Origin of the sequence: Methanohalophilus sp. DAL1, assembly GCF_001683555.1 — an archaeon.
In the GTDB taxonomy this organism is placed as follows: domain Archaea; phylum Halobacteriota; class Methanosarcinia; order Methanosarcinales; family Methanosarcinaceae; genus Methanohalophilus; species Methanohalophilus euhalobius.
The window spans coordinates 56136-74969 of the sequence record NZ_MAFX01000049.1; the positions used below are offsets into that span (position 1 = coordinate 56136).

At 44.1% G+C, this 18834-nt stretch carries 23 protein-coding genes; 9 read left to right on the forward strand and 14 right to left on the reverse strand.

The window, feature by feature from the left end; translation table 11 throughout:
* Positions 1-2: 2 nt before the first annotated feature.
* Both A9957_RS08750 and A9957_RS08755 read right to left on the reverse strand, forming a co-directional pair.
* Positions 3-1145 (reverse strand): 3-dehydroquinate synthase II, encoded by a 1143-nt coding sequence (locus tag A9957_RS08750; protein ID WP_292343936.1) that lies wholly within the window; start codon positions 1143-1145, stop codon positions 3-5.
* Positions 1146-1154: 9 nt separating this feature from the next.
* The gene (locus A9957_RS08755; protein ID WP_096712325.1) at positions 1155-1952 is read right to left on the reverse strand and encodes a 2-amino-3,7-dideoxy-D-threo-hept-6-ulosonate synthase; all 798 of its coding nucleotides are present in this window, start codon (positions 1950-1952) and stop codon (positions 1155-1157) included.
* A gap of 157 nt (positions 1953-2109) precedes the next feature.
* On the opposite strand from A9957_RS08755, the gene A9957_RS08760 reads away from it, so the two are divergent.
* A complete protein-coding gene (locus A9957_RS08760; RefSeq protein WP_292343937.1) occupies positions 2110-2685 on the forward strand; it encodes a GMP synthase subunit A in 576 nt (191 codons plus the stop codon).
* 16 nt (positions 2686-2701) lie between these two features.
* On the opposite strand, the gene A9957_RS08765 is transcribed toward A9957_RS08760, so the two are convergent.
* Genes A9957_RS08765 through A9957_RS08775 form a run of 3 tightly spaced genes read right to left on the reverse strand, consistent with a single transcriptional unit; the run spans position 2702 to position 4352 of the window.
* Complete coding sequence (locus A9957_RS08765; RefSeq protein WP_292343938.1) at positions 2702-3529, reverse strand: TIM barrel protein; 828 nt, start codon at positions 3527-3529, stop codon at positions 2702-2704.
* Position 3530: 1 nt separating this feature from the next.
* Positions 3531-3860, reverse strand: a complete 330-nt coding sequence (locus A9957_RS08770; RefSeq protein ID WP_105460415.1) for a hypothetical protein — start codon at positions 3858-3860, stop codon at positions 3531-3533.
* Positions 3861-3884: 24 nt separating this feature from the next.
* The gene (locus A9957_RS08775) at positions 3885-4352 is read right to left on the reverse strand and encodes a phosphopantetheine adenylyltransferase (protein ID WP_128754470.1); all 468 of its coding nucleotides are present in this window, start codon (positions 4350-4352) and stop codon (positions 3885-3887) included.
* 92 nt (positions 4353-4444) lie between these two features.
* Here A9957_RS08775 and A9957_RS08780 point away from each other — a divergent pair, with 92 nt between their 5' ends.
* The 4 genes from A9957_RS08780 (at position 4445) to A9957_RS08795 (ending at position 8039) form a co-directional block, all read left to right on the forward strand.
* A complete protein-coding gene (locus A9957_RS08780; RefSeq protein ID WP_096712320.1) occupies positions 4445-4885 on the forward strand; it encodes a MarR family winged helix-turn-helix transcriptional regulator in 441 nt (146 codons plus the stop codon).
* On the forward strand, positions 4882-6240 hold the full coding sequence (locus tag A9957_RS08785) for an MATE family efflux transporter (protein ID WP_096712319.1): 1359 nt from the start codon (positions 4882-4884) through the stop codon (positions 6238-6240). The genes A9957_RS08780 and A9957_RS08785 overlap by 4 nt, the downstream gene beginning before the upstream one ends.
* 104 nt (positions 6241-6344) lie before the next feature.
* Complete coding sequence (gene radA / locus A9957_RS08790) at positions 6345-7322, forward strand: DNA repair and recombination protein RadA (protein ID WP_292343940.1); 978 nt, start codon at positions 6345-6347, stop codon at positions 7320-7322.
* A 36-nt stretch (positions 7323-7358) separates the two neighbouring features.
* Positions 7359-8039, forward strand: a complete 681-nt coding sequence (locus A9957_RS08795; protein ID WP_096712317.1) for a phosphoglycolate phosphatase — start codon at positions 7359-7361, stop codon at positions 8037-8039.
* Positions 8040-8107: 68 nt separating this feature from the next.
* Here A9957_RS08795 and A9957_RS08800 read toward each other — a convergent pair whose 3' ends face one another.
* Together A9957_RS08800 and A9957_RS08805 are read right to left on the reverse strand one after the other, a co-directional pair.
* Positions 8108-8365 carry a PRC-barrel domain-containing protein gene (locus A9957_RS08800; protein ID WP_096712316.1) on the reverse strand — a complete coding sequence of 86 codons (258 nt, stop codon included), beginning with the start codon at positions 8363-8365 and terminating at the stop codon, positions 8108-8110.
* A gap of 16 nt (positions 8366-8381) precedes the next feature.
* Positions 8382-10613, reverse strand: a complete 2232-nt coding sequence (locus A9957_RS08805) for a CDC48 family AAA ATPase (protein ID WP_096712315.1) — start codon at positions 10611-10613, stop codon at positions 8382-8384.
* Positions 10614-10789: 176 nt separating this feature from the next.
* Here A9957_RS08805 and A9957_RS08810 point away from each other — a divergent pair, with 176 nt between their 5' ends.
* The gene (locus tag A9957_RS08810; protein WP_233564679.1) at positions 10790-10993 is read left to right on the forward strand and encodes a TRAM domain-containing protein; all 204 of its coding nucleotides are present in this window, start codon (positions 10790-10792) and stop codon (positions 10991-10993) included.
* A 156-nt stretch (positions 10994-11149) separates the two neighbouring features.
* Here the strand turns inward: A9957_RS08810 and A9957_RS08815 are convergent, their stop codons facing one another.
* Positions 11150-11329, reverse strand: coding sequence for an MM0924 family protein (locus tag A9957_RS08815; RefSeq protein WP_096712313.1), 180 nt, complete (start codon positions 11327-11329; stop codon positions 11150-11152).
* A 280-nt stretch (positions 11330-11609) separates the two neighbouring features.
* Here A9957_RS08815 and A9957_RS08820 point away from each other — a divergent pair, with 280 nt between their 5' ends.
* Positions 11610-12548, forward strand: coding sequence for a phosphatase PAP2 family protein (locus tag A9957_RS08820; protein ID WP_165868970.1), 939 nt, complete (start codon positions 11610-11612; stop codon positions 12546-12548).
* Between the two features lie 5 nt (positions 12549-12553).
* Here A9957_RS08820 and A9957_RS08825 read toward each other — a convergent pair whose 3' ends face one another.
* The 3 genes from A9957_RS08825 to nikR all read right to left on the reverse strand — a co-directional run bounded on the left by A9957_RS08825 (position 12554) and on the right by nikR (position 15287).
* Entirely contained in the window at positions 12554-13615 is a 1062-nt protein-coding gene (locus tag A9957_RS08825) for a flippase-like domain-containing protein (RefSeq protein ID WP_243641488.1), read from the reverse strand.
* Positions 13616-13676: 61 nt separating this feature from the next.
* Positions 13677-14813 (reverse strand): UDP-N-acetylglucosamine--N-acetylmuramyl-(pentapeptide) pyrophosphoryl-undecaprenol N-acetylglucosamine transferase, encoded by a 1137-nt coding sequence (locus A9957_RS08830; RefSeq protein ID WP_292343941.1) that lies wholly within the window; start codon positions 14811-14813, stop codon positions 13677-13679.
* A 51-nt stretch (positions 14814-14864) separates the two neighbouring features.
* On the reverse strand, positions 14865-15287 hold the full coding sequence (nikR, locus tag A9957_RS08835; RefSeq protein ID WP_096712309.1) for a nickel-responsive transcriptional regulator NikR: 423 nt from the start codon (positions 15285-15287) through the stop codon (positions 14865-14867).
* A gap of 136 nt (positions 15288-15423) precedes the next feature.
* Here nikR and purC point away from each other — a divergent pair, with 136 nt between their 5' ends.
* Complete coding sequence (gene purC, locus A9957_RS08840) at positions 15424-16155, forward strand: phosphoribosylaminoimidazolesuccinocarboxamide synthase (RefSeq protein ID WP_096712308.1); 732 nt, start codon at positions 15424-15426, stop codon at positions 16153-16155.
* Between the two features lie 157 nt (positions 16156-16312).
* On the opposite strand, the gene A9957_RS08845 is transcribed toward purC, so the two are convergent.
* The 3 genes from A9957_RS08845 to yciH form a co-directional block, all read right to left on the reverse strand.
* The gene (locus A9957_RS08845; protein ID WP_096712307.1) at positions 16313-17530 is read right to left on the reverse strand and encodes an Nre family DNA repair protein; all 1218 of its coding nucleotides are present in this window, start codon (positions 17528-17530) and stop codon (positions 16313-16315) included.
* On the reverse strand, positions 17527-17886 hold the full coding sequence (locus A9957_RS08850) for a transcriptional regulator (protein WP_072358759.1): 360 nt from the start codon (positions 17884-17886) through the stop codon (positions 17527-17529). Before A9957_RS08850 ends, A9957_RS08845 begins: the two co-directional genes overlap by 4 nt.
* A gap of 179 nt (positions 17887-18065) precedes the next feature.
* Positions 18066-18374, reverse strand: a complete 309-nt coding sequence (gene yciH, locus A9957_RS08855; protein ID WP_013036737.1) for a stress response translation initiation inhibitor YciH — start codon at positions 18372-18374, stop codon at positions 18066-18068.
* 77 nt (positions 18375-18451) lie between these two features.
* Here yciH and A9957_RS08860 point away from each other — a divergent pair, with 77 nt between their 5' ends.
* The gene (locus A9957_RS08860; protein ID WP_096712306.1) at positions 18452-18784 is read left to right on the forward strand and encodes a DUF192 domain-containing protein; all 333 of its coding nucleotides are present in this window, start codon (positions 18452-18454) and stop codon (positions 18782-18784) included.
* The last annotated feature ends 50 nt before the right edge of the window (positions 18785-18834 follow it).

An 18834-nucleotide genomic window follows, 5' to 3' on the forward strand; every position in this document is an offset into this window, starting at 1 on the left:
GTTCATTTCTCTATGATTGTTTCCTGGACTTTCATCCCGAAATGCCTGCCAGTATCTTCCATATGCACCAGGACCTCGTCCCCTTCCTTCAGAGAGGCTATGGATACCGGTTTTCCATTGCTTGAAACCAGTTTTATTGTTTCTGCATTCTGGAGGATATTTTTCACTGTATTGCCGTCTTTGGATTGGGCTTCCACAAGCATCAGGGGGCGGCGTTCGATCTTAACCCTGCCCACAATTCCCTTACGCTGCTGGCCTTCTGAATTGACAATCGTTACTTCGTCACCTGCTTCCAGCTCGGACAGGTATCTTGTTTTATCCCCGATCTTAACATAAGCATGAACTGCTCCGGCATTTACCCTGAATGGCCTGGATGCTACATAGGGACTTTCTTCGGATTCAGAATGTACAAGGAACATTCCGGAGGATTGGGAGCCCACAAGCATACCTTCCCCTCTTTCCATCAGGTTACAGGTATCCACGCAAACCCTGTCCCCCATTCCGACAGGCTCTATTTTGGTGATGGTGGCAGGTACAAGATCAATTCCCTCTACACCTGCTTCTTCTGCAAGTTTTACGGTTTCCTTCAGGGTATCGGGATTGGCGGTATCCAGCAGGACGCCATCTGACCCATGCTCCATGGTCTCCAGGGCAAGTTTAACCTCATCGGCGTCTCTGACACCGGATATTATACTCACTTCTTTTTCCTGGAGTTGTGCTATGAGGTTTTCCAGAGGGATGACTTTCCAGTCTGTACCGATAGCGATCAGGTAATCACATTCAGTTCCGATTGCAGCGGCAAATTTCTCATATTTCTTGTCCTGGATTACCACCAGGGCAGCGATACTCTTTTTCTGGCGTCTCAATGTTGCCAGCTGTTCAAAATCCCGGGAGTTGCTCATGTCCACAGGTAATGGAAGTGTCCCGTCGCCTTCTCCACCGCGACCGATAACTATTATGTCTGCGGCAGTATCCGCATTATCGGTAAATGCAGCAATTTTGATGTCTCCGAGTTCTTTTGCTTTATCTACATCCTCTGCCTCTACCAGAACACAGTCGGCACCTGATTCCAGGCCGCCTGTTATACGCTCCTTCTTCTCTTCCCAGTCGCCTTCGTCGGCACGTATCCATACCTGCTTTTTCATTTTGTATCCTCACTGAAGTTGCTTGAGGGCTTCATCCACGGTTTTATTCTTGTGTGCGATCTCTGTGATCGCCCGGGTCATCCGGGTGGGGCTTGGGTGCTGGAACACATTTCTGCCAATAGCAACACCGCGAGCACCTGCATCCATTGCTTCACGAATCATTTCCAGGAATTCCCTGTCAGTATTGGTCTTTGGTCCCCCTGCAATTACTACGGGTACAGGGCAGCCTTCTACGACCCTGGAGAAGCTTTCAATATCTCCGGTGTAGACGGTCTTAATCACGTCAGCTCCAAGTTCAGCTCCTACGCGAGCAGCGTGGGCTACCATCTGTGGATCCCTCGGGTTTGTGACTTTTCTGCCCCGGGGGTACATCATCGCAATCAGGGGTATGCCCCAATAGTCACACTGTCTACCTATGTGACCCAGTATCTTAAGTTGTTCGGATTCGGTTTCCGACCCCACGTTGATGTGTACGGATACGGCATCTGCTCCCATGCGGGATGCTTCCTCTACAGTACAGACCAGCACTTTGTCATTGGGATCGGGTCCCAGTGAAGTTGATGCACTCATATGGAGTATCAGTCCTACATCATGGCCATATCCTCTATGACCGTGCAGGATCATGCCTTTTTGCATAAGTACTGCATTGGCTCCTCCTTCAGCAACGCTATTTATGGAATCTGCTATGTTGATCAATCCCTCTATTGGTCCATCTGTAATTCCGTGGTCCATAGGTATGATAACCATATTTCTGCTGTCTCTGTCCATGATTCTTTCAATTCGAATTTGTTTTCCTATTTCTGGCATATTACCTCTCCGCAAGTATCGTGTTAGCATGTGACATGGTATCCCCCAACTCTATTTATAATTTTCCCTTTTTCTTTTCTATAAGGGTTTGCGTATACAAAAAAAGTTAACATTTTGCCGGAATAAGCTTATATATGCAGTTCTCCTTCTGGCAGATATGGAAGAGTTGAGAATCCTTGTGATCAATAATCACGGACAATTCTGTCACCTTATTCACAGGACCGTAAGGGATCTTGATATGGATACAAGTATTGTTCCCAACACAACTTCGGTTGAGGAGGTCATTGCTGAAAAACCGGATGGATTGATCTTTAGTGGCGGTCCTTCTCTGGAAAGAGGAGGTCTATGTGAAGAATACGCAAAAGAACTGGATATTCCTATTCTTGGTATATGCCTGGGTCACCAGCTTATCGCACATGCCTACGGCGGGTCCACAGGAGCCGGCAGCCATGGAGGATATGCTGCCGTGGATGTAGAGGTTGTGGAGGAGGATGATATTCTAAAAAGGCTCGGTCCCCGTATTTCTACCTGGGCTTCACATGGGGATGAGGTTACAGAACTACCGCCGGGTTTTGTGAAACTTGCCCGCTCTGATATATGTGCAATCGAAGCTATGAAACATCCAGACAAACCGCTGTACGGTATCCAGTGGCACCCTGAGGTTGCACATACGGACAAAGGCGAGGAATTATTCAGGAATTTCTTCGAGGTCTGTGCAAATTATAATAAGTAAAGGTCCCGCCAGGTCTTTACTTATTTTCATAAGTCTTCTGTAGCAGCAGGGCATCCTCTTCCAGATTTGGACTCTCACATATAACAAGCCCCTGTACCCCGAAGTCCTTCAATGTTTGCATGAGTTCTGAATAATTCAGGTCTGATTCCTCGAGCACAAGATGGTTCTTTTCTCCTTTGTCGGTATACTCGATTCCTGAAATATGCATGTGCATATTTTTCAGGCCTTCCTTGCCCAGGTATTCCTCGACCTTTTCCAGCACTGCACTGAATTCTGCATAACTGTTTTCCTCACCTTTTGAACGGGCGTGTAAATGGGCAAAATCGATGCATGGCATGACGCCTTCAATATCTGCTGAAAGAGCGAGGGTTTCTTCCAGATTGCCAAACTGGCTGGGTTTACCCGTGGTTTCCGGGCGCAGGGTCGCATTGATTCCCTCATCTTCAAGTTGGCCTGCAAGTTTTTCCAGCAGAGTCTCCACTTTTAAAAAAACGGTGTTACCATTTTGTTCATGGTAATAGGCAGGATGGAAGACTATTGAGCTGGCTCCACAGATATTGCCTATATAGGCAGAATCATAGATGCGTTTGATGCTGGCCTGGATTTTTTCCTCTTCTTTTGAATTCAGGTTTATGTAGTAGGGTGCATGTACACTCAGGGAAATCCCTGTTTTGCGGGCTGTATCTGCGATTTTTTCTGCAGTAGGCTCTTTCATCCGCACTCCTCGCACAAATTCCAGTTCCATGCAACCCAGGCCAAGTTTCTTTACCCGTCGGATGCCTCCTTGACTTCCCCTGCCTTTTGCACTAAGGGGTGTGCCGGCGGTTCCAATAAGAAGGGCCAATTCAGATCATCCCCAACTTGTCCTTGAGTTCTTCCAGTTTTTCGGGTGAAAATCCTTCAAGAACGCTGAAAAAAGAATCCATGTCCTCATCTTCCAGTCCCCTGACATCCTCTTTTCCTTCAATTGCAAGGTCTGCCAGGTATTCCACATCTGTGCGGTCCAGTTTTTCCAGACGATTGCGGAAATCTTCTCCTGATTCGGCAAAACGATGGGAAATCGGCCTGAGAATAAATGGATAGGGATGTCCCATCTGTGAAATATTGTTTCCGCCGGCTTCGGGGGCAAGTTTGTTAAAAATGTTCATGTCTCTGTCTGTAAATTCTCGTCCCATGCAGGAAAATAAGAGATTTTTCCTTTAAAACTTTCCTCTCAGATGGCCATGTATATCGATCTCGCCATTTGAGATCCGGGTTGATGATATGGGTTTTTCATCTTCTGCCATAACGTAGTCGATTTTGACAATTTCAAGTTGCTCTTTTCCATCCTCCCTGCGGAGTTTGTTTATTTTTTCAGCAACAGCGTATGTTTCCGGGGAAACCACAATATATCTGTAGTCACCATTGACGGTGGTGCCAAAAGGGTCTTCCAGTTTTTGGATCTGGTAATTTTTATCAGGAATATCAAGGCTGGCAATATAATCTTCAAGCTGGTTGCGACGGGTGGCATAGGAGGGAATGTTCCTGTCCTTCTGTCCTGCCATCGAGTCGGATGTGAGGCCAATGTCAAGTAAATCTCCCGCCGCGATTTCAAAAGCCCTGCGAAGAAGTTTACGATGGCCATCATGGAGGTATTCGAAGGTGCCTCCCACAGCAGTTTTTGGCATAGTTTGTGTGAGGGTTTCCCGGTTGATAAATATTTGTAAATATTAGTTGCATACGCAACAAATATATAATCCCTTTTCCCTCATAGCAGCCAATGAATCAAGATGATCATCTACATAGTCTGGGTGCAATGGTTGCTTGTCTCCATCAGCACAACCTGCGTTATCTATCAAGGGAACTGGAAAAATACGGAATTGGTGGAGGACAGTTTAGGTTTTTGCTTGCTCTGTATCATCTTGAAGGTATTCGTCCTGACGATTTGTCCCGGCTGCTGATGGTCAACAGGGCCACTACCACAAGGGCTTTGCAAAGATTGGAGGATGCAGGTTATGTCCTCCGAACCCCTGATCCTCTGGATAGGCGTGCACTGAAAGTGAACCTCACCGAAAAAGGGCATCGTATGCATCAATTTATACAACAACTTTCAAAGCAGAGAAGTGAGAGCATGCTTGCAGGCTTTTCCCCTGAGGAAAAGGCACAACTCAGGAAATTAATGGAAAAAGCTATTTCCAATTGCAGAGAGGAATGCAAATGAAGGCACAAAGTATTGCTCTTGGTTCGGAAAATATTGGCAAACTCCTTTTCAGGCTCTCTGCACCGGCCGCAGTTGGTATGGTTGTTATGGGGCTGTACAATATAGTGGATACGATTTTCGTCGGTCGTGCTCTTGGTTCTGAAAGTGTCCAGGGTATTGGTGGTATTGCTGTCAGTTTCCCTGTTATGATGATAGCAATGGCTATTTCCCTGGCGATCGGTCTGGGTGGCTCTTCCATAATTTCCCGTCGGCTGGGTAGCGATGATCTGGAAGGTGCGGAACATACCTTTGGTAATATTGTCGGTCTGTCTCTTTCGCTGGGGTTTCTGGTCCTTATCTTCGGTTCAATTTTTATTGTTCCCATTCTCAAAGCCTTCGGAGCAACACCGACGATATTGCCTTTTGCCAGGGATTATTTACAAATTATACTTTATGGTACTCCTTTAATCACGTTTGCCCAGGCTATCAATAATGTGGTGAGGTCTGAAGGCAATGCTAAAGTCGCTATGTATACAATGCTTATAGGAGCCGGCTTTAACATATTACTTGATCCCATCCTGATATTTGGTCTTGACATGGGCATCAAGGGGGCTGCGGCTGCAACTGTCATTTCCCAGTCTGTCACAACAATATTTCTGATACATTATTTCCTGTCAGGTAAAAGTAGCCTGCAATTCCATGCGGGTTTTATGAGACTGGATAAGGGCATAATCCGCGAAATGGTTGCAATCGGAGCATCCCCTTTTGCACGTAATTCTTCCACTAGTGCTATAGTGCTTGTTGTGAATAATATCCTGGCATTGTATGGTGGGGATGTCTCTATTGCAATTTATGGTATCTTTAACCGCATGCTTATGTTTTCCCTTATGCCGATGATAGGGCTGCTGCAGGGCATGCAACCGATAGTTGGATTTAATTATGGGGCACATAACTTCAAGAGGGTAAGAGAAACGTTGCGCATCTCTATAATGAGTTCATCTGTGATTGCAGTAGCAGCTTTTTTACTGCTGTTCTTTCTCGGAGCTAACCTTTTTTCGATATTCACAACAGATGCAACTCTTATAGAGGAAGGCACTGGTGCTACGAAGATCATGGTCCTTGCTGTCCCCCTGCTTGGTATCCAGTTTGTGAGTGGTGGTATGTATCAGGCACTGGGTAAGGCACGGCCATCTTTCATTCTTTCAACAGCCAGGCAGGTGTTCTTACTTCCCCTTGTACTCGTTTTGCCCTGGTTTTTTGATACTACCGGTGTGTGGATGGCATTCCCGATTTCGGATCTTCTGGCAGTTCTGCTTGCAGTGTATATGTTCATGAAAGAATACAGGTTACTTGAAAGGAGATCATCGGGTTTCTGAATACTTTCAATTCGCTTTGACTACATATAAATACGTTCAGCAGGATAGCATCATGAGTACAGTGTACAAGAGGGAAAACCAGTGCACCTAAAGGAGTATCAGATATGAGTGAAATTTTGCTTGAAGAACTTGATCATGTAGGGCCGGCAACAGCCCAGAAATTGAATGATGCGGGGTATAACAGTGTGGAAGCAGTTGCAGTCGCTTCCCCCTCAGAACTTGTGGCAACTGCCGAGATTGGTGAATCCACAGCTGCCAAGATCATAAGTGCTGCCCGCAGTGCAGCCGATATAGGTGGTTTTGAAACAGGGGATCTCGTGATGCAGAGGCGTATGGAAGTGGGCAAACTCCGCACGGGTTGTGAAGAATTCGATGAATTGATGGGTGGTGGGATAGAGACCCAATCAATCACCGAGATGTATGGGGAATTTGGTTCGGGTAAGACCCAGATAGCCCATCAGCTGGCGGTTAATACGCAGTTGCCAAGGGATATGGGCGGACTTGACGGTTCAGTCATAATTATAGACACAGAGAATACTTTCCGTCCTGAACGTATTGAGCAGATGGTTGCGGGTCTTTCACAAAAATTAGAACAGGATTTTGATCCTGCCGAGTTCTTGAAGAATATACATGTTGCAAGGGCTTACAATTCCAATCATCAGATCCTTCTGGTCGATGCAGCAATGGAAATGGCCAATAATCTCAAAAATACGGATAAACCGGTCAGGTTGGTTATTGTGGATTCCTTAACAGCTCACTTCAGGGCCGAGTATGTGGGCAGGGGTACACTGGCTGACAGGCAGCAAAAACTGAACAAACATCTGCATGATCTGCAACGTTTCGGGGACCTGAATAATGCATCAGTGATAGTTACCAATCAGGTAATGTCAAAACCGGATGCATTCTTTGGGGATCCTACACGTCCGATTGGCGGCCACATTCTGGGACATACTGCCACATTCAGGCTCTATATACGCAAATCTAAAGGTGATAAAAGGATTGTGAAACTCGTGGATTCGCCTTGCCTGCCTGATGGAGAAGCGGTTGCATGTATTACCACCGATGGCCTTTGTGATGCCTGAGAATAGTTATTTTATCAAACGTGCCTATTGTCCATAATGAAATTTAAAGCACTTGCAATAGATATTGACGGTACGATCACCTATAGTGATCGCCGTCTTCATTTTTTGGCAGCAGAACATCTGAGGGATCTGGGTATTCCAGTAGTTCTTGCCACGGGAAATGTACTCTGCTATGCTGCAGCAACTTCCAAGCTTATAGGACTTGGAGGTAAAGTTATTTCTGAAAACGGTGGGGTAATTTCCACAGGATTCGATACTAAACCTCACATTTCCGAGAGCATGGAGGAATGTGAAAAAGCGTTTTCCTATCTTTCCAGTCGTTTTGATCTGATTCGACTTGATGGTGACCTGAGAAAAACAGAAATTGCCCTGAGGCGCAATGTCAATGCAGGTGATTTACAAGCAAGTCTTGAAGGGGCAGGTTTTTCTATAGAAGTTATTGATACCCAGTTTGCCCTGCATATAAAAAGCAAAAAGGTCAATAAGGGTACGGGACTGGCAAAAATGGCATCCCTTATGGGACTGGATGTTTCTGATTTTATTGCAATAGGTGACTCTGTAAATGACCGGGAAATGCTTGAGCTAGCAGGTTACGGAATAGCGGTAGCCAATGCAGACTCCGGCCTTAAATTGATTGCAGACACTGTGACCTCCACATCTTTCGGGGGAGGTACAGTGGAGGCTCTTGAGATATTACGTCGAAAAAGTTTCTTTTAACTTATTGAGCGAGAGGTATCCCTCCTCAAATTAATGTGACAAAGTCACATTAATTAGGAAGGGGTAGTTCACTCCAGACTGGTGGCTATCTGTTTATCCACAACAATATAATCCTTGATTGAGCGGACTGCTTTGAAGGGTATCTTCAAAAACTGGCCGTCGGTAACATATTTAGATGTGTCAAGCCCGATGTCAGGTTTGACCATCAGGTCTTCAAGTTTGCCAGTTTTGACTTCCATTACTATATTGTCGAGTATACCAATTTCTGCTCCGTCTGTTGTCATGACCTGCTTGTTGGATAGGTTTTTTGCAAATACCTTTGGCATTTTCATAACCTCCTTTTCAAATATATCCCGTAAATGACCCTGCGTCTGTCTTGCGGATTGATCCGCCCTTTAATTTTTCTTGAACCCGGTTGTAGAAGTCTATCATGTCTTCATTGACCGTTGGCTTTACTTTTTCCATAGCTGAAAGGAAATGTCTTTTGCTTACCTTTTCATTATCGAAATTTTCTCTCAGGGATAACATTGCTGCTTCCCTGCATATGGACTCTATATCTGATCCAACATAGCCTTCAGTTATTGTGGCAAGTTCTTTTATGTCAACATCGCTATCCAGGGGTATGCCCTTTGTATGTATCTGGAATATTTTTTCCCTGCCATCTGCGAGTGTGGCTCCTACCATTACAAGCCTGTCAAATCTTCCTGATCGCAGTAATGCCGGATCAATAAGGTCCGGTCTGTTGGTGGCTGCAATGACAACTACTTCATTCAGCGGTTCAAGTCCATCAATCTCTGTAAGCATCTGATTGACAACCTGTTCGGAAACCCTGCTGCCCACATCACTGCCACCCTGTCTTGTCGAAGATATAGCATCGATCTCGTCAAAGAAGATTATACAGGGTGCAACCTGTCGTGCTTTTTTGAAAGTATCACGAATTGCTTTTTCAGATTCCCCGACATATTTGGACAATATCTGGGGTCCCTTGACACTGATGAAATTGGCATTAGATTCGTTTGCCACAGCTTTGGCAAGCAGGGTTTTGCCTGTTCCGGGAGGGCCATATAACAGTATTCCTGTGGGAGGTTTAATGCCCATCTGGCTTATTTTATCAGGCCATTTAAGCGGCCATTCGACTGCTTCGCTGATATCTTTTCTGGCCATGTCCAGCCCGCCAACATCATCCCATCCCACAGACGGTACTTCGACCATAACTTCCCTCAATGCTGAGGGCTCAATCTCCTTCAGGGCTTCCTCGAAGTCATCGGGCGTGACTTCCAGTTTATCGAGTATTTCCTGTGGAATTTCCTCTTCATCGAGATTGATGTCGGGAAGCAATCTCCTCAGTGCCCTCATGGAGGCTTCCTGTACAAGAGCTAATAGATCGGCTCCCACAAAACCCTGGGTATATTCTGCCAGGTGTTCAAAATATTCTTCATCGATATTTTCGTTAAGTGGCATTCCACGAGTGTGGATTTGAAGTATTTCGAGCCTGTCTTCACTATCCGGAACACCTATTTCGATTTCCCTGTCAAATCTGCCAGGGCGGCGCAGGGCCGGGTCAATAGAATCAAGCCTGTTTGTGGCTGCAATTACAACTACCTGTTTACGTTCATCCATTCCGTCCATCAGGGTGAGAAGCTGGGCTACAACCCTTCTTTCTACTTCTCCGGTAACGTCTTCCCTTTTAGGGGCAATGGAATCTACTTCGTCAACAAATATTATTGAAGGGGCATTCTCCGCAGCCTCATCAAATATTTTTCGCAGTCTTTCCTCACTTTCCCCGTAATATTTTCCCATTATTTCCGGGCCGGCAATGTTGATGAAATAGGCATTAGATTCGCTGGCAACTGCCCTTGCTATCAGGGTTTTCCCTGTGCCGGGTGGTCCATAGAGAATAACACCTTTTGGTGGGTCTATATTAAGACGCAGGAAGAGCTCGTGATGTTTCAACGGAAGTTCTATCATTTCACGTACCCGTTGAATTTCAGTTCTAAGCCCGCCGATATCCTCGTAGTTGATACCTCTGGCAGCTCCCTCATAACCCACTACAGGTTTCTGCTGGAGCTGGATCTCAGTATTTTCACTGATGATAAGTATGCCATCGGATGGCTCGGTTTCAACAGCTATTAGGGGAATGGCCTGACTACCCGGGGTAGTTTGCCCCATGGAACTGATTATAGGAATAATGTCACCTTTTACAAGGGGACGTTTCAGGATATTATGTTTGATAACGGCACTTGTATTGTCACCAAACTCCATGACGATTCCCTCCGGAGGTGCAAGGAGTACTTTCTCCGCAGGTATTGGCTCTGCCTTACTGAGTGTTATCCTTTCACCAATCCCCACTTCTGCATTCTGTCGTGTATAACCATCTATACGGGCAATTCCCTGTCCCCAATCCTGCCTGTCAGCACGCCACACTTTTGCTGTAGTTTGGCGCTTTCCTTCGATGAGGACAATGTCTCCGGGGGAAAGCTGCAGGCTCAGGAGGGTACTCGGATCAAGTCGTATTATTCCCCTGCCAAAATCGATAGGATGCGCTTTTTCCACTTTTATTTGTAACTCTTCCATTTAGTTCATCCCGAAAATATGTTGTACTGATATATCTATATTATTAAATTCCCAAATGATATATATTTATGGTACTGCCCCTGTTTTTCCTTCTTGCAAAGGTTTGATATAGGGGAAGTGTGTTTATTAATTTGTGCCTTCTAGAAAGGCCAATTTAAATAAGGATGTGTATTAGTTTGTTCGAACGTGTTGAATCAAGTGCTCCGGTAGAAGCTGGAGAAACCTACGATGTTGTGATTGAAGATATTGCCAAGAAAGGCGATGGAATTGCCCGTGTTGACGGTTTTGTCATTTTTGTACCCGAAACAGAAGTGGGAGATGAACTTTCAATAAAAGTAACCAAAGTCCTTTCGAAATTCGCTTTTGGAGAAGTAGTCTGAAATTTCTATTTCTCAAACCGACAGGTAAATCCCTGTCATCTATTTTTTACCCTGTCTTTATCAAAGTAATGTTTCAGTGTTTTGCCTTTTTTAGCAAACCAATAGAGTTGCATATTTTATTTCATAAAAAAGTACAGGCATGAGCCTGCTTGTAGTTCACTTTTCTTCCCAAATAGCTATGATTTTGTCGATGGCTATATGGGTGTATTTGTTGTCTTTACGTATTGTAAGCACACCGTCTGCACATGCCTCAACGGTTCCTTTAAAGGTATCCGGTTCGCCACAATAGATATCAAGTTCGGTTCCAAGGTAATGTTCCACTATGAAAGATTGCATGAATTGACCTCCTCTTTGACAATTTATCTATGTTTTGAAAGTTAATATTTTTTGCGGGTTAAAGGCTAGTTCTTCCCTATATTATTGGTTATCTTTTGAAATATGGACTTTATGGCCAGATACCTAAAATATATATGCAAGTCTCTGCATATTGAAACCCGGTAGGTCGGATATGAATTCTTTCATCCAGCTTTTGCTCTCTGAGATTATATCCAGCTTCAGCGGGCAATGGTTATCCCAATATATAATGACAATCGTAATGATTCCATTATTATTTCTTATGGTTACTGTTGGGTATGTTTTTTTTGTGCCTGTCGAGAACAGGCGTCCTGAATTCAGCAGTATGAAAGGATTTTTCCATTTTGTGGTGGATGTTGCTATTTATGCCATCCCCATGCTAATTGTTTTTGCACTTGTGCATATGCAAACAACTGCTGCCACATTACTTGGAATCCCGGCAAACCAGAATTATGCTCGCTATATCATGATCCTGGAAGGTAATGTAGTAAGCCTGCTCCAGGAAATAGCGACTCCTCTGTTAACTTATGTAAGCGGTTTTTTTTATCTTTTAATGTTTCCTTTCTTAATGGTATTCACATTCCTGCTTTTGGTTTACCTGCAAAGGCACAAAGCCATCCAGGAATTTGTGGTGGCGTTCATCCTGATTTATATGCTGGCATTTCCGTTCTACGTACTGTTCCCTGTTCATGTGACCGGTTATACTCTTTCAGGTGTCAGTCCGCTTCTTTATAATTTGAGCCCTCTCATAGCCGAAGGTGTGCGTATTGTGGATCCTGAACTCAATAATTGTTTCCCGAGCCTCCACGCGGCTCTTTCGGTAATGGCTATGATAATGGTACTGCATAATGTAAAATCCCGCAGATATCAGGCCTTTGCCGTTATTACCACAGCAACAATTCTTTTTACAATTCTCTATCTGGGGATTCACTGGCTGAGCGATCTTATAGCAGGTACATTGCTTGCGATTGTATGCTGTATGATTGCTTTTCACTACAGTGAGCGATTTTTTGCCATTTATCGCTGGATTGTGGCCATGATAGCCTGGAAATTCAAAGGTCCGGCACTGCCCTGCGTGGGGTGTAACAGGCGTATCAATTTTGATTCGGTTATGCAATGTGATTATTGCGGTACTGAATATAACCTAAAAGGTCGTGTGGGATCATTGTTAAAACGTTTCAGAAAGCGTTTTTCTCCATAATAGAATTATTTTAAAAGTTCATCGACTTCAACGGTATCCTTGAGTATCTTGAAGCTCACAAAGCCGCCGACAAGTAGATTCAGATAGAATGTCAGTGCCCTCCATGCCACCACAATGATTCCCAGCATATAAGTGGGCACGAAAACTGAAAACAGTGTGGTTGCTCCTATCTCTGCCACACCGCTGGAACCTGGTGTAGTGGGTATGATTATCACAATCATCAGTAGAACCTGGGCTGCATAAACAATGATTGCTGAAGGGTACTGGTTTAGGCCCATGAGAAGTACGGGCAACATGGAAAATTCAATGAACCAGAATGCAAATGTGCAGAATATTCCTGTGATTAACCCCAGCCTGCCCTCTTTCAGGAAAAAGAAAATACTGTAATGAAACTCTTCAAGTTCGGTATCAACTTTTTCAGATATATTGCAGAATATGTGTTTTTTATCGTCTCCAAAGAGTCTGCTACACTTATTTATTATCCACTGGAGAAATCTGCGTGTGTAGTGGGGCTTCCAGATTGCATATAGAAGTATTGCAAGTATGAAAAATAAGAATAATTGACCAAACATAAGTAAACTGTCAAGTTTGCCGTCTCCAAGTACTTCTCCAAAGAGGGATAATGCAAAGGGTGCAGCTGTCAATATTATTATAGCATCCAGTACTCTTTCACCAAGCACGACTGCGGTGGCACTTCCTACAGGCATTCGGTCACTCTGAAGCAGATGTATCCTTAAAGGCTCTCCTCCTACAGATGAAGGGGTCATTGCTGCAAGGAACGAGCTGGATATAACAATTTCAAATGCCTTTTTGATTTCAAGGTGGTATCCCAGGGCTCCAGCCATTACTTTAGTCCGGATTCCCCACATAGCAAATCCCAGTAAATGAATGCCAGCAGCTGCAACAAGGTAAAGGGGGCGGATATTGTGCAGACTCTCCATTGTTTTAGGGTCGATTGTATAAACGAATACCCCAATTATTGTTACAATACTGATTATTGAAGAAACAGCAAGCCATTTTGTGAACTTATTCATCCTGTGCACCTGATCTTTTTTGCTGGATGCCATGCTGGTAACGATTTTGTGGAATCAGCATGCAGAGGCTATTCTCTAGATGTATATAAGACATTTATAATCTTTGGTATGCCAGATCTTCAAGTATTTTTCTTAAATTTTCAGGTCCATTTATTTCTCTGGCAAGTTTTTTCATTTGTTCGGTTTTATCCCTGTACTTGCCGTTTACGGCTTCTCTGACAGATTCGAGTATTTCAGAAGCTGAAGCCTTATAATCCATCTGCTTTCCACACCCTTTAGCTTCAAGTCCCTCTGCATTATTTTGCTGTTCACTATGCCCCCTGTCAGGGAATGACAATATTGGCACACCATAGGAAAGAGCCTCCATCATTGTTGTATGGCCGCCTGGGGCAATTGCCAGGTCGCAGCTTTTAAGATATGGGAACTGGTCGGGAATAAATGGTAGAAGTTCTGCATTATCAGGAAGGGGGGGTAGCTCTTCTTTATCAAGACCCGGGCCTGAGAGTAGTGTATAGTTGATAGTGCTGTCCATACTTGCAGCTTCGATTATTCTGCGGAAAATAGGTGCCCTGTAACCAAAACCACCTATAAGGGAAAGGACATGAGGTCTGGGCAGGTCCTGTGCTATTACATCTTCATAACTTCTGGCGGGCAGAGGGCCCGTGTATTCCACTTTAGAGGTAGATTCATCTTCAAAGTTGAGATTCAGGTCACAGATTGTATTTGGTTGTGGATAATCGGGTATGATCGTCCTATCCACGCGTTTGAAAATTCCGTTGTAGAATTCTTTCGCAATTACCCCCAGTCCCTGAAACAAATAATTCTCCTGAAAGAATATTTCCATATTGGATTGGTTAACCATAAATGCAACAGGTATCTTCCTTCTCAGGGCCGCTATAGTTCCAAGGTAATAACTGTCTGAGAGAATTACATCCGGTTTTTCTTCATCAACAAGCCTTTGAACATTGAATAGGCCGGGCACCTGTCCCAACTTTATACTTTCCTTTATGGATTTTCCCAGGTTAAGAGAGCCTTTCTCTCCCACAAGTCGAATTTCGGCAGGCACCTCTCTTACATTCATTCCATGTTCGGCCAGAAACTGTGCGGAATAGCCATAAGCACCACAGGTCACCTCATGTCCTGCTCTGGATAATTCCCTGCCGGCTGCAAGGCACCTGCCTGTATGACCAAGCCCCTCTCCACAAACGAATATGAGTATCTTGAGTGACATATTTATGGATTAATCTTTTTTACTGATAATATGTTCAATTAATGTCATTCTTCACAATTTTTCCGCAGGTGGGGTTGTGTTGAGTTTGGCATACTTGACACCTTTCAGGGAAATGAGATTTTCATCAAGTTTCTTTATTTTCTCCCCGTCCCCGTCAAAGATTATGATTTCCATACAGTTCTCAGGGTCAAGATGTATATGGATTGAAGTTTTAATAAGGTCTGTGTAGCCATGTTGTGCGTCTGCAATGGCATTGGATAACCCTCTTTTTGTATGATCATAGATCAGGGTTATAGTACCAACTCTCCTGCCACTGATATCGCCCATCCATTCATGATAATTTATATAACTTCGAATAGCATCCCTTATTCCTTCAGACCGGGATGAGTAACCACGCTGCTCTATAATGGAATCAAACTTTTCCAGCAGGTTATTGGGCAGAGAAACTCCGATTCGCATAAGTTCTTGTTCCATGTTATCACCTTCTTTTCAATTGTCTTGCGTATTAATAATATTTTGTGTTACTTTAGATTACTATATATTATACCATGTGTAAACGGTGTGATAGATTTATATTGGATTTTGTGTATCTACTATGGAAGGAGATTGCATGATGTCTGATATCCAGATCAAGGAAGAGCTATACTCAGGAAAGGCCAAGACCATCTATACAACGAATGATCCGGAAGTACTTGTATCCCATTTCAGGGACAGTCTTACCGCTTTTGATGGCAAGAAGAAAAGTGAGGCTGAGAAAAAAGGATATTATAATGCCCAGATATCTCGCAAGTTGTTCGAGATGCTTGAGGATGAGGGTATAAATACCCATTATCTTGGAATGTTTGACGATGAACGGATGCTTGTCGAAAAAGTGGAAATTATTCCTATTGAGGTGATTCCACGCAACATAGCTGCAGGTTCTATCACCCGGAAATATCCTTTCAATGAAGGGGACGAATTCAAAGTACCCGTGCTTGTAATGGATTATAAGAGCGATGAATATGGGGATCCCATGCTGAATGAGGACATAGCCCTTGCCCTTGGGATAGCCACAAGTGAGGATATTGCAAAAATCCGTGAACTTGCCCTGAATATCAATTCTATTCTCACAACTTACATGGAAAAACAGGGCCTTTTACTCGTTGATTTCAAACTTGAGTTCGGTTGGGCAAACGGTGAAATTGTGCTTGCCGATGAAATATCCTGTGACACCTGTCGCTTTTGGGATGCAGGTACCCGTGAATCCCTGGATAAGGATGTATTCAGGTTTAACAAGGGTGATGTTTCCGGAACCTATGAAAAATTGGCACGTCGCCTCGTTCCCGAAATATTTCAAAATTAAACTGTAAATATCATTGCTTGCAGGCTGTTGGATGCATTTTTCAGTCCTGTCTGGTATGTAAGCGGTTGGCTTCATCAATTCAGTCGGGTGTCAGGCAGCGCTGCATCCTCTTTCTTTTTCTAACCCCTTTTTATTGCTGCAAACCGGTTGTGGATGCTTATGACAAAAATCTTGAAAGCGTTGTTTGCTCTTTTACATAAGGCAGAAGCTCTGATTTTTCTCTCCATTGGTAGAAAGGCGTATTGATGCGTGTCTTCATATCCATCAGTGCTTCTTCCAGGGTTTCAAAGAAAGCCGGCTCTGTTGAAAGAGCATTGCGTGCTGCTTCTCTGACAACCCATACTCCCAGGGGCGCCCAGTAATCAGGAGTAATCTCCCTGATTGCAAATACTGCAGCCTGCTTTCTTATGCTCTCAAGTTTTTCCAGAACCGGCAGACGGGCTGCATAATAGCCACCTGCCAGGGTTGAGTATCCTTTCTTTCCTGAAGTTCCTTCCATGTCCTGTCCTATCCAGGCTTTGTCTGCAGACCACACCGTACGTGCCATCCACAACTCCAGCAATTCAAAAGAATAGCTCCTGGGTATCAACAGTATTTCAAAATGGTTTCCAAGGCTACCTCCACTGTATAGTTGTATATCTTCTATTTCTGGGTAATCCAGTAAACCCTTTGCCAGCTCTTTGCCCACCATATCATCTGTGGCGGTAATTGCCCAGCGTGTGGGAACAAGCTTTCTTTCCTGCCCGAGCAAACCGATGGAAAGAAGCCGGGTTATATGTTCACAGCCAATATCATGGTCATAAAGCTCCAGGGCAGCATCTGTGGCTTTTACATCGGTATCATAGGTCAGGTAGTCAACTTTATCAGGGACCTTCGGGTTTTCTGCGATATCAAAACGTTCCATTTTCCCGGCCGGTCCCATCGGTGTGAGTACACCATCGAATTTTTGGGCAGGCTTTAAAGGTTTGCTGAGCAACACTTCTGTGTCCACGGGTTTGCGGGAAAGTGCCATTTCCTGGGCTTTTTCTATCAGGCGGCTTTTTTCAAATTGTTTTACTTTGACAGTGGTGTTAGCCCGTACCAGCTGGCACCTTTTTTGTATGATATCATCTATTCCCATGCCAAGTAGTGCATGTGGGTCCTCCAGCTGTGCAGCGTCCTCACTTTCCATTAAAGGAGGTATCATGGGTCCGGCACTTACTTCGGGATAGCCATACCTACCAACAAATACAGCAGGAGGAGATGCTCCAAAAATAGTTTTTTCCCCTTGCTTTTGAGGGGAATGTTTAGTGGTGGCCCTGAACTTTTCAAGTATGGGACACCGCGCTCTTCCACAAAGTCCTTTCCCTTTACATTCAATACACCGGTTTTTCAATCATCTTCACCGCACAGGATACAGTATCCTACTTCTGGTGCATTCTTGTAAAGCCAGCCGGACTTCTGGACATGTTTGCATACTTCACACATACGTTTTACTTTTTGCTTGGGGGTTAGGCCATCCGTTGCAAGACAGAAGGCAAATTTACGGATTTCCTCATTTGTATTTTCAGAAAATCCTACTTCTGCACCTCTTTTCTCACTGACGTACTGAGATACGGCGGCTCTTGACAGGCCCAATAGGTTGGCCACCTGTTGCTGTGTGCACTTATGTTCATTCATAAGCTCACGTGCAAGTACGGCTCTGATGGCTGGCAATACCCTTTGCACCATTATTTCACAGGTAGGTTTCATTTAATGGTATCCTCTATGTTAGTTTTATTCAGATGACACTAATCCCTCTCTTTACTGCAGGATAAGATGCGCTATATGTAACTGAAAAGACCGGCTCAAAAAAGATTTTGTGTTTCTTCCTTTTGCCGGGACAGATGTTTTTCGGATTTCTGCCATTTAATTAGTCATTGAAAAAAGTTTTAATTCTTGATCTGATCGGGAGAAAACCCTTTCTGGACCAGAACGTCTTTCATCCTTCCAAGATGATTGCCCTGCAACTCTACGGCATTGCCACGTACTGTACCACCGCAGGCGAATTTTGATTTGAGGTATGTTGAAAGTTCATGGAGATCAATTTCATTGGCATCAAAACCTTCTACCACTGTAACTTCTTTTCCATACCTTCGCCTGTTTACCTTTACGGTTATTCTCTGTTGCTCTTTGGCCACTTCTTCGCAGATACACAATTCTTTTGGCAATCCGCAAACAGAGCACATTTCTGAACTCATCTTCTGGTTTTTCCTCCGAAAATTTAGTATTATGTTGTCTGTATAATTTATATACAGACAAATAGAAGTTAAATGCGATGCTATTAAAAGCTAATGGTAAAATGGTTGCAAGAGACGTTGAAATGGCTGATACGTTACTGAAAAGAACGATGGGTCTGATGTTCAGGCTGAATATCCCACAGGATTATGCTATGTTTTTTTCTATAAACAAACCCTGCAAGTTTTCCATACATATGCTTTTTGTTCCTTTCTCCCTGGATGTTTTTTTCCTCGATTCGAATTATCGTATAACACAAATTGAATCCCTGCATCCGTGGCTGGGTTTTGCCCGCGCAGAAAATGCAACCCGCTATATGGTAGAAATGGCTGCAGGTTCCGTGGAGAAGTATGGACTTGAGGTAGGGCAGTAGATGTCCCTGGAAAATACCCATACATAAGAAATGTTTATTTACATGCCTAT

Bases quoted from the DNA above. Each gene is read 5' to 3' on its own strand.
- A9957_RS08795 (WP_096712317.1), top strand. From the start codon at position 7,359: ATGAAATTTAAAGCACTTGCAATAGATATTGACGGTACGATCACCTAT.
- A9957_RS08770 (WP_105460415.1), bottom strand. From the start codon at position 3,860: ATGGGACGAGAATTTACAGACAGAGACATGAACATTTTTAACAAACTT.
- A9957_RS08815 (WP_096712313.1), bottom strand. From the start codon at position 11,329: ATGCAATCTTTCATAGTGGAACATTACCTTGGAACCGAACTTGATATC.
- A9957_RS08785 (WP_096712319.1), top strand. From the start codon at position 4,882: ATGAAGGCACAAAGTATTGCTCTTGGTTCGGAAAATATTGGCAAACTC.
- nikR (WP_096712309.1), bottom strand. From the start codon at position 15,287: ATGGAACAAGAACTTATGCGAATCGGAGTTTCTCTGCCCAATAACCTG.
- yciH (WP_013036737.1), bottom strand. From the start codon at position 18,374: ATGAGTTCAGAAATGTGCTCTGTTTGCGGATTGCCAAAAGAATTGTGT.
- A9957_RS08780 (WP_096712320.1), top strand. From the start codon at position 4,445: ATGAATCAAGATGATCATCTACATAGTCTGGGTGCAATGGTTGCTTGT.
- A9957_RS08825 (WP_243641488.1), bottom strand. From the start codon at position 13,615: ATGGCATCCAGCAAAAAAGATCAGGTGCACAGGATGAATAAGTTCACA.
- A9957_RS08760 (WP_292343937.1), top strand. From the start codon at position 2,110: ATGGAAGAGTTGAGAATCCTTGTGATCAATAATCACGGACAATTCTGT.
- A9957_RS08850 (WP_072358759.1), bottom strand. From the start codon at position 17,886: ATGAAACCTACCTGTGAAATAATGGTGCAAAGGGTATTGCCAGCCATC.
- A9957_RS08820 (WP_165868970.1), top strand. From the start codon at position 11,610: ATGGTTACTGTTGGGTATGTTTTTTTTGTGCCTGTCGAGAACAGGCGT.
- A9957_RS08755 (WP_096712325.1), bottom strand. From the start codon at position 1,952: ATGCCAGAAATAGGAAAACAAATTCGAATTGAAAGAATCATGGACAGA.
- purC (WP_096712308.1), top strand. From the start codon at position 15,424: ATGATGTCTGATATCCAGATCAAGGAAGAGCTATACTCAGGAAAGGCC.
- radA (WP_292343940.1), top strand. From the start codon at position 6,345: ATGAGTGAAATTTTGCTTGAAGAACTTGATCATGTAGGGCCGGCAACA.
- A9957_RS08860 (WP_096712306.1), top strand. From the start codon at position 18,452: ATGCTATTAAAAGCTAATGGTAAAATGGTTGCAAGAGACGTTGAAATG.
- A9957_RS08830 (WP_292343941.1), bottom strand. From the start codon at position 14,813: ATGTCACTCAAGATACTCATATTCGTTTGTGGAGAGGGGCTTGGTCAT.
- A9957_RS08750 (WP_292343936.1), bottom strand. From the start codon at position 1,145: ATGAAAAAGCAGGTATGGATACGTGCCGACGAAGGCGACTGGGAAGAG.
- A9957_RS08775 (WP_128754470.1), bottom strand. From the start codon at position 4,352: ATGCCAAAAACTGCTGTGGGAGGCACCTTCGAATACCTCCATGATGGC.
- A9957_RS08800 (WP_096712316.1), bottom strand. From the start codon at position 8,365: ATGCCAAAGGTATTTGCAAAAAACCTATCCAACAAGCAGGTCATGACA.
- A9957_RS08805 (WP_096712315.1), bottom strand. From the start codon at position 10,613: ATGGAAGAGTTACAAATAAAAGTGGAAAAAGCGCATCCTATCGATTTT.